This window comes from Muriicola sp. (assembly GCF_041567615.1).
GTDB lineage: Bacteria > Bacteroidota > Bacteroidia > Flavobacteriales > Flavobacteriaceae > Muriicola.
The window spans coordinates 1-13,758 of record NZ_JBFGBM010000057.1 but is presented as its reverse complement, the minus strand read 5'-3'; the positions used below and the strand labels follow the sequence as shown (position 1 = coordinate 13,758).

Annotated in this window: 8 protein-coding genes and 1 pseudogene; 3 read left to right on the top strand and 6 right to left on the bottom strand. The window is 50.1% G+C overall.

The window, feature by feature from the left end; all coding sequences use genetic code 11:
• The 3 genes and pseudogenes from ABYP73_RS05720 to thrA form a co-directional block, all read right to left on the bottom strand.
• A pseudogene (locus tag ABYP73_RS05720) lies at positions 1 to 450 on the bottom strand (threonine synthase); the annotation flags it as partial.
• Between the two features lie 2 nt (positions 451 to 452).
• A complete protein-coding gene (locus ABYP73_RS05715) occupies positions 453 to 1,400 on the bottom strand; it encodes a homoserine kinase (protein ID WP_372944880.1) in 948 nt (315 codons plus the stop codon).
• A 62-nt stretch (positions 1,401 to 1,462) separates the two neighbouring features.
• On the bottom strand, positions 1,463 to 3,907 hold the full coding sequence (gene thrA / locus ABYP73_RS05710; protein WP_372973714.1) for a bifunctional aspartate kinase/homoserine dehydrogenase I: 2,445 nt from the start codon (positions 3,905 to 3,907) through the stop codon (positions 1,463 to 1,465).
• A gap of 336 nt (positions 3,908 to 4,243) precedes the next feature.
• Between thrA and ABYP73_RS05705 the strand changes: the two genes are divergently transcribed.
• Positions 4,244 to 5,782 carry an NAD(P)H-hydrate dehydratase gene (locus ABYP73_RS05705; protein ID WP_372973713.1) on the top strand — a complete coding sequence of 513 codons (1,539 nt, stop codon included), beginning with the start codon at positions 4,244 to 4,246 and terminating at the stop codon, positions 5,780 to 5,782.
• A gap of 1 nt (position 5,783) precedes the next feature.
• Here the strand turns inward: ABYP73_RS05705 and ABYP73_RS05700 are convergent, their stop codons facing one another.
• Together ABYP73_RS05700 and ABYP73_RS05695 are read right to left on the bottom strand one after the other, a co-directional pair.
• Positions 5,784 to 6,185 (bottom strand): STAS/SEC14 domain-containing protein, encoded by a 402-nt coding sequence (locus ABYP73_RS05700; protein WP_372945953.1) that lies wholly within the window; start codon positions 6,183 to 6,185, stop codon positions 5,784 to 5,786.
• 189 nt (positions 6,186 to 6,374) lie between these two features.
• Entirely contained in the window at positions 6,375 to 8,924 is a 2,550-nt protein-coding gene (locus ABYP73_RS05695; RefSeq protein ID WP_372945952.1) for an ATP-dependent Clp protease ATP-binding subunit, read from the bottom strand.
• 260 nt (positions 8,925 to 9,184) lie between these two features.
• On the opposite strand from ABYP73_RS05695, the gene gyrA reads away from it, so the two are divergent.
• Positions 9,185 to 11,716 (top strand): DNA gyrase subunit A, encoded by a 2,532-nt coding sequence (gene gyrA, locus ABYP73_RS05690; RefSeq protein ID WP_372973712.1) that lies wholly within the window; start codon positions 9,185 to 9,187, stop codon positions 11,714 to 11,716.
• 30 nt (positions 11,717 to 11,746) lie between these two features.
• Positions 11,747 to 13,012 carry a tetratricopeptide repeat protein gene (locus ABYP73_RS05685; protein WP_372973711.1) on the top strand — a complete coding sequence of 422 codons (1,266 nt, stop codon included), beginning with the start codon at positions 11,747 to 11,749 and terminating at the stop codon, positions 13,010 to 13,012.
• Positions 13,013 to 13,060: 48 nt separating this feature from the next.
• On the opposite strand, the gene ABYP73_RS05680 is transcribed toward ABYP73_RS05685, so the two are convergent.
• A partial coding sequence (locus ABYP73_RS05680) for an NlpC/P60 family protein (RefSeq protein ID WP_372973710.1) occupies positions 13,061 to 13,758 on the bottom strand: 698 nt, incomplete at its 5' end.

Sequence of the window (13,758 nt, the reverse complement as noted above, 5' to 3'; positions counted from 1 at the left end):
TACACCCAAGAAGCCTTTGGCTACGGCACCGCCGGTATCCCCTGAAGTGGCTACGAGTACGGTCACTTCCCGGTCGGAGTTTCTGGAAAAATATCCGAGGCTGAGTGCCATGAACCGGGCACCCACATCCTTGAAGGCCATGGTTGGGCCGTGGAAGAGTTCCAGGGCGGAGATCCCTTTATCAAGGGCAACCAAGGGAAAATCAAAGTCCAGCACTTTGTTCAAGATCTCCTCGAGGACGGCAGGAGGTATTTCCCCATCGACAAAAGGTTGCATGGCCTCCATGCCGATCTCCACGGGTGGAAGTTCCCTGATCTCTTCGATGAATCCCTTTCTGAATTTTGGAATGTCTTCAGGGAAATAAAGTCCGCCGTCAGGGGCGATACCGCGAATGACTGCTTCCCTGTATGAGACCGAGGGTGACCTTTTGTTCAGGCTGAAATACTTCATCTTCAGTGGTTTTCTCTTTCCCCGGTAATAAGTTTTATTCCTTTGGTATTGATCCCGGAAACGTACGTATCGTGTTCCAGGTCGAGTGCACTCAGAACCTCACTCATGGCCCGGGCCGCTTTGCCGGCTGTGTCCCTGCCTTTGCTGAGTGCAAAGATGGATGGTCCGGATCCGGAAATACCGCATCCCAGGGCACCTGCGGCCAGAGCATGTTTTTTAATATCGTCAAAGCCGGGGATGAGGATGGAGCGGATCGGTTCTATGATATGGTCTTCCAGGGATCGGCCTATCAGGGCGTAATCCTCTTTATAAAATCCGGCGATAAGGGCTCCCAGATTTCCCCATTGCCTAATCCCGTCGGCCAGGGAAATACTCGTCCTGAGGATTTTCCGGGAATCTGCCGTCTTGATCTCAATGTGGGGATGCACTACCGAGGCATATAGGTCCGAAGGGCAATGGATACGGACCACATCCAGGGGATCAGAACTCCGCACCAGGGTGATGCCCCCATAGATGGCCGGGGCCACATTGTCTGCATGAGGGGTGCCGCTGGCGAGTTTTTCACCTTCCATGGCGAAGCGGACCAATTGTTCTTCGGAACAGGGATTGCCCAGAAGGTAATTGATACCCCAAACCACACCTGAAGCGCTTGCTGCACTGCTCCCGATCCCGCTACCGGCTTTGATCTTCTTATGGATCTCCAGCTCAAAACCCTCGGGATATTCCAGGGATTCAAGCATGGCCAGCCCTGCTACACCGGCCACATTTTTGTGGGCCTCCAGGGGCAGGTCCTGACCTGTGACCCGGGTGATCACAATGCCGGGTTGCTCCTTCTTTCTGATTACCATCTCATCCCCAATGGTTCCCAGGGCGAGGCCGAGGACATCAAAGCCACAGGAAATATTGGCGATAGTGGCCGGACAGAATACCTTGATCTCGTCTTGTGTCATGAATTGCGAATGCCTGGTCCGAAACTACTACAAATTCTTTGTTTAAACACGGTGGGAACCGGTTAATAGGTCCCGACCCTGATGATATCAGCAAATATACCCGAGGCGGTAACATCGGCCCCGGCACCTGCACCCTTGACGATCAGGGGTTGTTTGGGGTACCTCTTCGTATAGAAAAGGACGATATTGTCACTGCCAGCCAGGGAATAGAAATCATGCCCTGCCGGGATGTGCTCCAGTCCCACGCTGGCTTTACCGTCCTTGAGGGAAGCGACAAATTTCAATTTGCACTTTTTCGCTTTGGCAGCCTTTACCAGTTTCTGGAAACTGGACTCGTGCTTCTTCAGGGCGGCAAAGAAACTGTCGTTATCTCTGGTTTTCAAAGCTTCCTCCGGGAGGAAGGATCGATTCTCGATCTCAGAGAGTTCCAGCTGAAATCCGCTTTCCCGGGCAAGGATCAGGATCTTGCGCATCACGTCTATCCCGCTGAGGTCGATCTTCGGATCAGGTTCCGTATATCCTTCTTCCTGTGCCTGTCTCACCACATCATGGAAAGAGGTGTCCTCATTAAAATGGTCGAACACAAAATTCAGGCTTCCAGAAAGCACAGCCTTGATCTCCCTTACTTCATCCCCGGATGCCACCAGGTTTTTCAGCGTATCTATGATCGGAAGTCCGGCCCCTACATTGGTCTCAAATAAAAAGGGGGCCCTGTATTGTGAGGCGAGATCCTTCAGCTGTTTGTAATTCCTGTACGCCGAGGAACAGGCGATCTTGTTACAGGTGACCACCGAGATACTTTCCCTGAGATACTGGGGGTATCGCTCTGCCACCTTCTCGCTGGCCGTATTGTCTACCAGGATGCTGTTTCTGGCATTGATATGCTGTATGGTCTTAAAGAATTCTTTGGGATCTGCCTTCAAACCTTTTTGCAGGAGATCGGACCATTGCTGTAGCGGAATGCCCTGTTCGTCGAAGTACATCTTTCGGGAATTGGAGATTCCCAGAACCCTGACATTGAGCCTGAGATGGTCTTTAAGGTACTTCTTTTGCTTTCTGAGTTGTTCGAGCAATTTGGCCCCCACATTCCCTGTACCGAGGACAAAGAGGTTCAGCTGTTTGATGTTCTCCTCAAAGAATGTCTCGTGGAGGGTGTTTAATGCTTTTTTAACGTCCTCCTTGCGGATCACAGCCGAGATATTCCGTTCAGAGGCCCCCTGGGCAATGGCCCTGATGTTCACATTGTTCTTCCCCAGAGTGCTGAACATCCGGCCGCTCAGACCCTGGTGGTTTTTCATCTGATCCCCTACCAGGGCAATGATAGCCAGGTCTTTTTCATGGGCGACGGGTTTGATCTTTCCCTGAGACCTTTCGTAGCTGAAAGCCTTGTCGATCTCCCTGATAGCCCTGGGGGCGTCTTCATCGGCAATACCGATACAGATAGAGTGTTCCGAAGAAGCCTGGGTGATAAGGACCACACTGATATTGGCCATAGACAATACTTCGAAGAATCGCTTGGAGATACCGGGAATCCCGATCATACCCGGACCTTCAAGGGAGAGGAGGGAAATTCCGGGGATATAACTGATCCCCCTCACTGTCCTGCCTTCTTCGGGAGACTTCCGGGTGATCAGCGTTCCCGGGGCATCGGGTTCGAAAGTGTTCTTGATCAGAATGGGGAGTCCTTTGGCCAGGACGGGCTGAACCGTAGGGGGATATAGCACTTTGGCACCGAAATGCGAAAGTTCCATGGCCTCTTCATAGGATATGTGGGCGATGGGTTTAGCCTGTTTTACGATTTTTGGGTTGGCCGTGTACATCCCGCTCACATCGGTCCATATCTGTAATTCCTCGGCTTCTAGTGCCGCAGCAATGATCGAGGCCGTGAAGTCGGATCCCCCTCTTCCCAGGGTAGTGACGTTGCCATCCTCAGAGGAAGCAATAAATCCGGGAAGTACCACAACGGCTGCCTTCTCCTGCTCAAAATACTCCCGAATCCGTTTGTTGGATTCCTTGAAATCAACCGCGGCCTTCCCATGGTTTTGGTCTGTGAGAAGGAGTTCCCGAGAGTCTTTGAATTCCGCGGTCAATCCACTCGAGGTAAAGTATTCGCTGATGATAAAGGCAGAAAGCAACTCACCAAAGCTGACGATCCTGTCTGATAATCTGGGAGTGATCTCCCCTATATAAAATGCGCCATCCAGAAGGGTTTCCAGCACATTGAGCTCGCTTTTTACCTTACTGAGGATACCGCTTTGGGATTTCATCGGCATCAGTTCCCTGACCACTTCAAGGTGTCTGTCCTCTATGCCTTTGAGTGCTTTTCGGTAAGCGGCGTCCTGACGGGAGGCGATGTCCATCGTCTCCAGCAGGCGGTCAGTAACCCCTCCAAGGGCTGAGACTACTACGGCTATCCTGTCTGATTCTGTGTGATTCACTATGTCCCTGACCTGCCTGATCACGTCTGCAGAGGCCACGGAAGTACCACCAAATTTTAAAACTTTCATCGTATTAAGGAATTAAGGAAACTAAAAAGGGATATGGGACAGCGGAGAATAATAAGAGACTACCCCCAAGGGGTGGTGTTCACCATCGTATTATTTTTGGATGGAGATACCGCATCGGGGTTTGGCAGGAAAGAAACTGGATTCGATCTCATACGGATCAAATGTAGTATTTTTACAAAGCCGCCCAAACAAATCAAGGGATTTTTGAGAACAAGAAGGAGAATCACAAGCTTTTTTACGGATTTCTTACCTACATCGGAAAAAAGTGAGAACTTTCCATCAAGACCCTGCGGGCGATCCCTGACGAGTGACCTGCCATAAAGGAGTCTATATAAAATGAAAATACTATCCGCGGAACAGATCAGGGCAGCTGATGCCTATACGATAAAAAGCCAGAACCTCAGGAGTGATGAACTTATGGAAAGGGCCGGGGTCGCCCTCTTTAACTGGCTGCATCAGCAACTGAATGGTTCTCCCGTCACCTTGCATGTGTTCTGCGGGATCGGCAACAATGGGGGAGACGGTTTGGTTGTGGCGAGGCATTTGCTGGAACACGGGTATAAGATACAGGTGTACGTTGTGAACTACAGCGACAAAAGGTCACAGGATTTCCTGATCAATTTTGACCGACTTAAGGAACGAAAGGTATGGCCGGAAATTTTGAAAGAAAAAAGTCCGCTACCGGAAATAGGGGAAGGGGATATTGTGATAGATGCCATCTTCGGTACGGGGCTGAACAGGGAACCAAATGCCTGGGTGACCCAACTCATGCAGGGATTGAACAAATGCAAGGCCCTGATAGTATCTATTGACGTGCCCTCAGGGATGTTCCTGGACAAAGCCTCAGATCTCGGTCATGTCATCAGGGCGAACTATGTCCTGACCTTTCAACACCCGAAACTGGTCTTTTTCCTGCCATCCACGGGAAGTTTTTGCGAACAGTGGATGGCCCTGGATATCGGTCTGGATGAGGCCTTTATCAATTCCCTGGATACGGATTATGAATTGATAGGTTACAACGAGATCAAACTTCTCTATCGATTCAGGAGTAAATTTTCTCATAAAGGTACTTTCGGTCATGCGGTGATCGTTGGTGGGTCCCATGGTAAAATGGGTGCAATAAGACTTGCAGCAGAGGCCTGCCTCAGGAGTGGGAGCGGACTCGTTACGGCCTATGTGCCAGGCTGTGGGCTTAACCCCTTGCAATCCAGCATTCCGGAAGTGATGGTCCTAACCGATAAGAGTGAAAAGGAGATCAGAGAGGTCGATATCCCTTTTCAGGCATCCGCCGTCGGCATAGGGATGGGAATGGGTACGTCCAAAGCTACTATAGGGGCGTTCAAGGCCTTTCTGGAGGAGAATTCATCACCTCTGGTCGTGGACGCTGATGGGCTCAACCTGCTAGCCAAAGAAAAGACCCTGCTGAAACTACTGCCTCCCAATTCTGTCCTGACCCCTCATCCCGGAGAACTGGAACGCCTGACAGGATCATGGAAAAACGACTTCGAAAAACTGGAGTTGGCCAGGGAATTTGTGAAAGAGGCGGGCTGTATTCTGGTCATCAAGGGGGCGCATACCCTAATACTCGACAAGGACAAGGGCTACGTGAACACTTCCGGAAACCCGGGGATGGCCACGGCCGGGAGCGGGGATGTCCTCACAGGAGTGATCACCGGACTTTTATCCCAGGGCTACGCTCCCCTGGAGGCCTCACTAATGGGGGTGTACCTGCACGGAAGGGCAGGTGACCTGTGTCTGCAATCACAAAGTATGGAATCCCTTACTGCAGGGGATATCACATCACAACTGGGAGCAGCCTTCCGGGAATTCTACATGGAAGAACCAAATCATAAAAAAGAAGGGGAAGGGGAATAGATTATTTCTTGGCTACCCGCCTCTTGACCCAGGCAAGGGCATTGTTGTAGTCGATAAAGAACTTCATCGGCTTTTTGTAGAACATCTTCTCAATGGTGAAATTGTGCATGTCCATCTCCTTAACCGAGACAATAGCATACGCCTTTAAGTTTTGCAGTTCCCGCACATAATTGTAGATCGTCGGGTCTATGGCATAGGAATTCTTTCGGTTACTGATAAAGCCGAAGGGCCTGTCCCTGAAATGGATCTCGGAGATTCCGATCAATTGGTAGACCCGTTCCAGGGTCACGGTAACTCCTTCGTTGTAAGTGGCGACCATGTAGTCGTCGAAAACCTGGACAGTTCCTATATCCAGCACATACTCCTTTACAACAACCGGTGTTTTGATCGGCCTTATTTTCATCCCCATGTAGTTTTGTAGTGTTCATTACGAAAGTATTCGGAAGGCCACCGGGATTGAAAAATAATAGATTAAAGGCGTAAAAATCGTTTAATCGACATACAGGGGAGTCGATCGGATGGAACAAGGATATACGGTACAAAAAAGGGTGTCAGTTTAATGACACCCTATATTAGAATTATTTCCTACAATCTAGGCTTCGGAAGACTTCTTGGCCTTTTTGATTTTAATGGAAAGCAATTCCGATTTTCCATCGTAGTCCATGAAGATGCTGTCTCCTTCTTCCAGTTTGGAATTGACGATCTCCTCGGCCAGAACGTCCTCAATATATTTCTGTATGGCTCTTTTCAGTGGCCTGGCGCCGTACTGTTTGTCAAAACCTTTCTCGGCTATATAGTCCTTGGCCTTATCGGAAAGATTCAGGTCGTATCCTATATCTTTGATCCTGTTGTACAGTTTGGCGAGCTCAATGTCGATGATCTGGTGGATATGTTCCCTTTCAAGCGGATTGAAGACGATCACATCGTCTATCCTGTTGAGAAATTCCGGAGCGAAAGCCTTCTTCAAGGCATTTTCGATCACACTTTTTTGGTGGGAGTCTTCCTGTGATTTTTTGGCTGCCGTACCAAAGCCAACACCTTGCCCGAAGTCCTTTAGCTGTCGGGCTCCGATATTGGAGGTCATGATGATGATGGTATTCCTGAAATCGATCTTCCTGCCCAGGCTGTCAGTCAGGTATCCGTCATCCAGCACCTGCAGCAACATATTGAAGACATCGGGATGCGCTTTCTCCACCTCGTCGAGGAGGATGACAGAATAGGGTTTGCGCCTCACCTTCTCGGTCAGCTGTCCCCCTTCTTCATACCCCACATATCCGGGAGGTGCTCCCACAAGTCTGGAGATGGCAAATTTCTCCATGTACTCGCTCATGTCTATGCGGATCAGGGCGTCCTCTGAATCGAAGAGTTCCTTGGCCAGAACTTTGGCCAGCTGGGTCTTACCAACTCCGGTCTGTCCCAGGAAGATAAAGGAACCGATCGGCTTGTTAGGATCCTTGAGCCCGGCCCTGTTTCTCTGGATGGCTTTGGCCACCTTGGCCACAGCCTCGTCCTGTCCGATCACATTCCCCTTGATCAGGGCAGGCAATTCGGCCAGTTTATTACTTTCGGTCTGGGCGATCTTGTTTACGGGTATGCCACTCATCATGGATACGACATCTGCCACATTGTCCTCAGTTACGGTCTCCCTGTGAAGTTTACTGTCTTCTTCCCATTTTTCCTGGGCTACCGCCAATTCTTTTTCCAGGCGTTTTTCATCGTCCCTTAACTTGGCCGCTTCTTCGTACCGTTGTTTTTTCACAACGGTATTCTTGAGTTCCCGTACATCATCGAGCTGCTTTTCGAGTTCGAGGATCTGCTTGGGCACATCCATATTCACGATGTGTACACGGGAGCCTGCTTCGTCCAGGGCATCTATCGCCTTGTCCGGAAGGAAGCGGTCAGTCATGTACCGGTTTGTGAGTTTTACGCAGGCCAGAATGGCTTCGTCCGTATAAAGAACGTTGTGGTGGTCTTCGTATTTTCCCTTGATGTTCCGCAGGATCTCTATGGTCTCTTCCACGGTTGTGGGTTCTACCATAACCTTCTGGAACCTTCGCTCCAGGGCGCCGTCCTTCTCAATGTACTGGCGGTACTCGTCCAGGGTGGTCGCTCCAATACATTGAATCTCTCCCCTGGCCAGGGCCGGCTTGAACATGTTGGATGCATCCAGGCTGCCCGTGGCTCCTCCGGCCCCTACGATGGTATGTATCTCGTCAATAAAAAGGATCACATCGTCATTTTTCTCCAGCTCATTCATCACGGCCTTCATCCTCTCTTCGAACTGGCCGCGGTACTTGGTACCGGCAACCAGGGATGCCAGGTCGAGGGTCACGACCCTTTTGTTGTAAAGGATGCGTGATACCTTTTTGTTGATAATGCGGAGGGCAAGGCCTTCCGCTATGGCGCTCTTTCCTACACCGGGTTCACCGATGAGGAGGGGATTGTTCTTTTTCCTTCGGCTGAGGATCTGGGAGACACGTTCGATCTCCTTCTCACGTCCCACGACCGGATCGAGTTTATTCTCTTCCGCAAGGCGTGTGAGATCGCGCCCGAAGTTATCCAGGACAGGCGTCTTGGATTTCTTGCTTCCCTTCTGGGCCGAAGCGCCTCCATAGGAAGCTTCTTTCCCTTCTGATGGCTCGTCGGAGTCACTGGGGAAGGATTCGGAGGTGGGAGAATCGATATAATCGTCCTCGCTCGTGATCATGGATTTGAATTGTTCTTTCACCCCGTCATAGTCCACCTTGAGCTTGTGTAACAATTTGGTCGTGGGGTCATTCTCGTTCCTCAGGATACAGAGGAGGAGGTGTGCCGTATTGATGGAAGAACTCTGGAACAGTTTTGCCTCCAGGAAGGTAGTCTTCAATGCGCGCTCTGCCTGCCTTGTGAGGTGCAGGTTCTTCTTGTCTTTTTGTGTGTTCCCAGGATTGGGGTTTGCGGGACTCAGGATTTCCACCTTTCTGCGGAGATGGTCGAGGTCCACATCCAGGGCGTCCAGGATGCTAATGGCTTTGCCACTGCCATCCCGGAGTAAACCCAGCATGAGATGCTCGGTCCCGATGAAGTCGTGACCAAGCCTCAGGGCCTCCTCCTTGCTGTACGCAATTACGTCTTTAACTCTTGGTGAAAAATTATCGTCCATAAGGTTTCCTTAAATCTCTTTAAAATTAGTAAAACTTACTATAAGAACGTCAAATACCGTACCTATATTAGATTAAGTTGGTCTAAATGACGAAAAAATGCCCGATTTACAAAATAATTAACAGGCGTTTTATCAACGAAAACGCCTATCTGTCATGTTGATAAATTCTGCAATAAAGTCAATGTTTTGTGCGCCTTAACCTATCATTTTGTGTATATTGGGCCGATGTTTTAACCACTGATAAGCAATAGGATTTTTATATGGCGGAAGGAGAAAAATTGATCCCGATCAACATAGAAGATGAGATGAAATCTGCCTACATTGATTACTCAATGTCGGTCATTGTGTCACGCGCCCTTCCCGATGTCAGGGATGGGCTGAAACCGGTACACAGAAGGGTGCTTTACGGAATGCATGAACTGGGAGTGAGATCCAGCAGCGCCCACAAGAAATCTGCCCGTATCGTCGGGGAGGTTTTAGGAAAGTATCACCCGCACGGAGACACCTCGGTCTATGATACCATGGTGCGTATGGCCCAGGAATGGAGCCTGAGGTACATGCTCATAGACGGGCAGGGGAACTTCGGTTCCATCGATGGCGACAGTCCGGCTGCCATGCGATATACAGAGGCGCGCATGAGGAAGATCGCCGATGAGATGCTCACGGACATCGAAAAGGAGACCGTTGACCACCAGCTCAACTTCGACGATTCCCTTCAGGAACCTACCGTACTGCCGGCGAGGATACCCAACCTGCTCATCAATGGAGCCTCGGGTATCGCCGTGGGGATGGCCACCAATATGCCCCCACACAACCTCTCCGAGGTGGTGGACGGGACCGTGGCTTTTATCGATAATCCCGAGATCGAAATAGATGAACTCATCACCCACATCAAAGCCCCGGATTTTCCCACCGGGGGAATCATCTACGGCTATGATGGAGTAAAAGAAGCCTTTCACACCGGGCGCGGGCGTATTGTCATGCGGGCTAAAGCCCATTTTGAAGAAGTGGACGGGCGTGAGTGCATCGTGGTAACGGAGATTCCCTACCAAGTGAACAAGGCGGATATGATCAAAAAGACAGCCGACCTGATCAACGACAAAAAGATAGAGGGGATCAGCAATATCCGTGATGAGAGTGACCGTAAAGGGATGCGTGTGGTGTACATCCTCAAGAGGGACGCCATTCCTAATATAGTACTGAATACCCTTTTCAAATACACAGCCCTGCAGTCGTCCTTCAGCGTGAACAACATCGCCCTGGTAAACGGACGTCCGCAGTTGCTCAACGTAAAGGAGATCATCTCCTACTTTGTGGACCACAGACATGAGGTGGTGGTTCGCAGAACAAAATTCGACTTGAAGAAGGCCGAAGACCGGGCCCACATCCTGGAAGGATTGATCATAGCTTCAGACAATATAGATGAAGTGATCAGCATCATCCGGGCCTCATCAGATGCGGATACAGCCAGGCAAAACCTGATCGAGCGTTTTGAACTGACAGAAATTCAGGCCAGGGCCATCGTGGAAATGCGACTGAGGCAACTCACCGGCTTGGAGCAGGACAAACTGAGGTCTGAATACGAGGAGATCCTCAAGACCATAGAGGATCTCAAGGATATCCTGGCGCGGAAGGACAGGAGAATGGAGATCATTAAGGAGGAGCTCCTGGAGGTCAAGGAGAAATACGGAGACGACAGGCGTTCGGAGATCAATTTCGCAGGGGGTGACCTCAGTATTGAAGACATGATCCCGGATGAGCAGGTGGTCATCACCATATCCCATGCCGGTTACATCAAAAGGACACCCCTTTCTGAATACAAGACCCAGCACAGGGGAGGGGTAGGCCAGAAGGCATCTTCTACCCGGAATGAGGACTTCTTAGAGCACCTCTTTGTGGGGACTAACCACCAGTACATGCTGTTCTTTACTCAGAGTGGTAAGTGTTTCTGGATGCGGGTCTTTGAGATCCCTGAAGGTAGCAGGACTTCCAAAGGCAGGGCGATACAGAACCTGATCAACATAGAGACCGACGATAAGGTAAAGGCCTTTATCTGTACCCAGGATCTCAAGGATGAGGATTACGTGAACAGCCACTACGTGATCATGGCTACCAGGAAGGGAGTGGTCAAAAAGACCTCCCTGGAACAGTATTCAAGACCGAGACAGAACGGGATCATCGCGATCAATGTACGGGAAGGGGACGAATTGCTGGAAGCCAAGCTCACCACCGGTACCAGCCAGATCTTCCTGGGGTTGAGGTCCGGGAAAGCGATCCGGTTTGAAGAGAGCAAAACCCGACCCATGGGCAGGAGTGCCTCCGGTGTACGCGGGATCACTTTGGCCAGCGATGATGACGAGGTGATCGGTATGGTGTCGGTCCATAATTTTGAAGAGGACATCCTGGTGGTTTCCGAGAATGGCTATGGAAAGAGGTCCAGCATAGACGATTACCGCATCACCAACAGGGGCGGTAAAGGCGTCAAGACCATTTCCATAACCGAGAAGACTGGCGGACTCGTAGCGATCAAGAACGTATCGGATTCTGATGACCTGATGATCATCAACAAATCGGGCATCGCCATCCGCATGAGCGTGGACGACCTGAGGACCATGGGCAGGGCTACCCAGGGGGTAAAACTGATCAACCTCAAGGATAATGATTCCATTGCGGCAGTGGCCAAGGTCATGAAGGATGAGGACAACCTGGATGATGTGGATGTCAGGGATATCGAAGTAAAAACAGAAGATGGCACGGCTCTTGATACTCAGGAACCGGAATCAGAAAAATAATTATTAAACACTAATCAAAAGAGAGTAACAATGAGAACGAAACTATTCATTTTAATGGCTATGCTGTTTAGCACGCTTGCTTTTGCGCAGAAGAGTGAGCTGAAAGATGCAGAAAAAGCCCTTAAGAACGGGGATGCAACGGCTGCCAAATCCAGCCTTGAGTCTATTTCGGGGATGATCGATGGGGCAGATGAGCGCACCCAGGCCCAGTATTATTTCGTAAGAGGTCAGGTATTTTCAGACCTCGCAAAGAAAGGACAGGCCAGTGCCTTTGATGAGGCTATTTCTTCTTATAAGAAAGTAATTGAGATCGAAAATGCCAGTGGGAAGGCAAAATACAGTTCGGATAGCGAGCAGATGCTAGCAGGGATGACCTCAGACCTGATCAATGCTGCTGTAGACGACAACAACAACAAAAAATACAAGGAAGGTGCAGATAAACTCTACATGGCTTACCAGTTGAGCCCAAGGGATACCATCTACCTGTATTACGCTGCCAGCAGTGCTGTTAACGGACAGCATTACGAAGAGGCTCTCGGGTACTACGAAGAGTTGAAAAAACTCAACTATGACGGGAGCACCATGTCTTACAAAGCGACCAATGTTGAGACAGGCGAGGTCGAGGAAATGAATGACAAGACCCAGATGGATATCATGGTGAAGTCTGGTACCTATAAAGACCCTGTGATGGAAAGGAGCCCATCCAAAAGGTCAGAGATCATCAAGAATATCGCCCTGATCTACACCCAGTTAGGACAGGATGAAAAGGCGCTTCAGGCTTATACCGATGCTAAGGCCGAAAATCCCAATGACGTCAACCTCGTGCTGAATGAAGCGAACCTCTACTACAAGATGGGTGACAAGGATAAATTCAAGGCTCTGATGGCCGAGGCCTCTGCCATGGCTCCTGACAATCCTGATCTGCAGTACAACATCGGGGTGATCAACATGGAACAGGGGAACCTGGAAGAAGCCAGAACCGCTTACAAAAGGGCTATAGAGATCAACCCCGGCTATGTGAATGCCCAACTGAACCTCTCTACCACCTATGTGAATGAGGGTAACGGACTGATCGATGAGATGAACAGTCTTGGGAACTCAAGGGCTGATATTGCCCGATATGAGGAACTCAAAAAGCAGAAGGACGACTTGTTCAGGGAAGGTGCTATTGTTTTGGAAGACGCCCTTAAGAACAATCCTGACAACCAGGGAATCCTGACCCAGCTCAAGAATATCTACGGGGCACTGGGGGATAATGAGAATTTCATGAGGGTCAAAAAACTCCTTGGAGAATAAGATATTTCCTTAGGGATAAGAAACCCGGTCTCAGAAGGCCGGGTTTTTTTATAGGATCTTTTTGATCACCCTTAGCTTATGAGTGTACCGCCCCTGCTCCGTGTCGTAGATCCCGCTTTGATCCAGCCGGTCTATCCGGACCCTGCCATGGGCGTGTATGATGTGGTTGTCTTTCATGATGACTCCCACATGGGTGATCTTTCCCTCTTCATCGTCAAAGAAAGCGAGGTCACCCGGACTGCTTTCCTCCACAAAGCTCAGCACTTCCCCCAGGGCCGATTGCTCCGCGGCATTTCTCGGCAGGGAGTATCCGTTGATCTTGTAAACCATCTGGGTAAGGCCCGAACAATCGATCCCGAAAGGGGTTTTGCCTCCCCACTGGTAGGGCGCATCGAGGTATTGGAGAGCTGTATTGAGCAGGTTCGGTTTTTCCAGTTTACCCCTGACGAGTTCTCCTTCATAAGTGTGGTTCAGGGAGCGGGCAAATTGTACCACGGATCCTAAAAGTATAGGGATCAACTGGCTCTTTCCTGAACTTACAAAAGCGATGAGGTCTGAAGCGTGGGCTGGTTCTTTGGCAGCTTTAAATTCCCTGTAGCGCTCTTTTTCGAGTGGGTACGATTGGTTTTTGGGGATCCATCCTTCTGTACCGTCCCAGGTCACCCGTATCTTCACCCACTCCTTCCGATGGTCGGTCACCTTGTACAGATCCCCGTAAAGGAGTTGGGTGACCTGTTCTCCCGAGG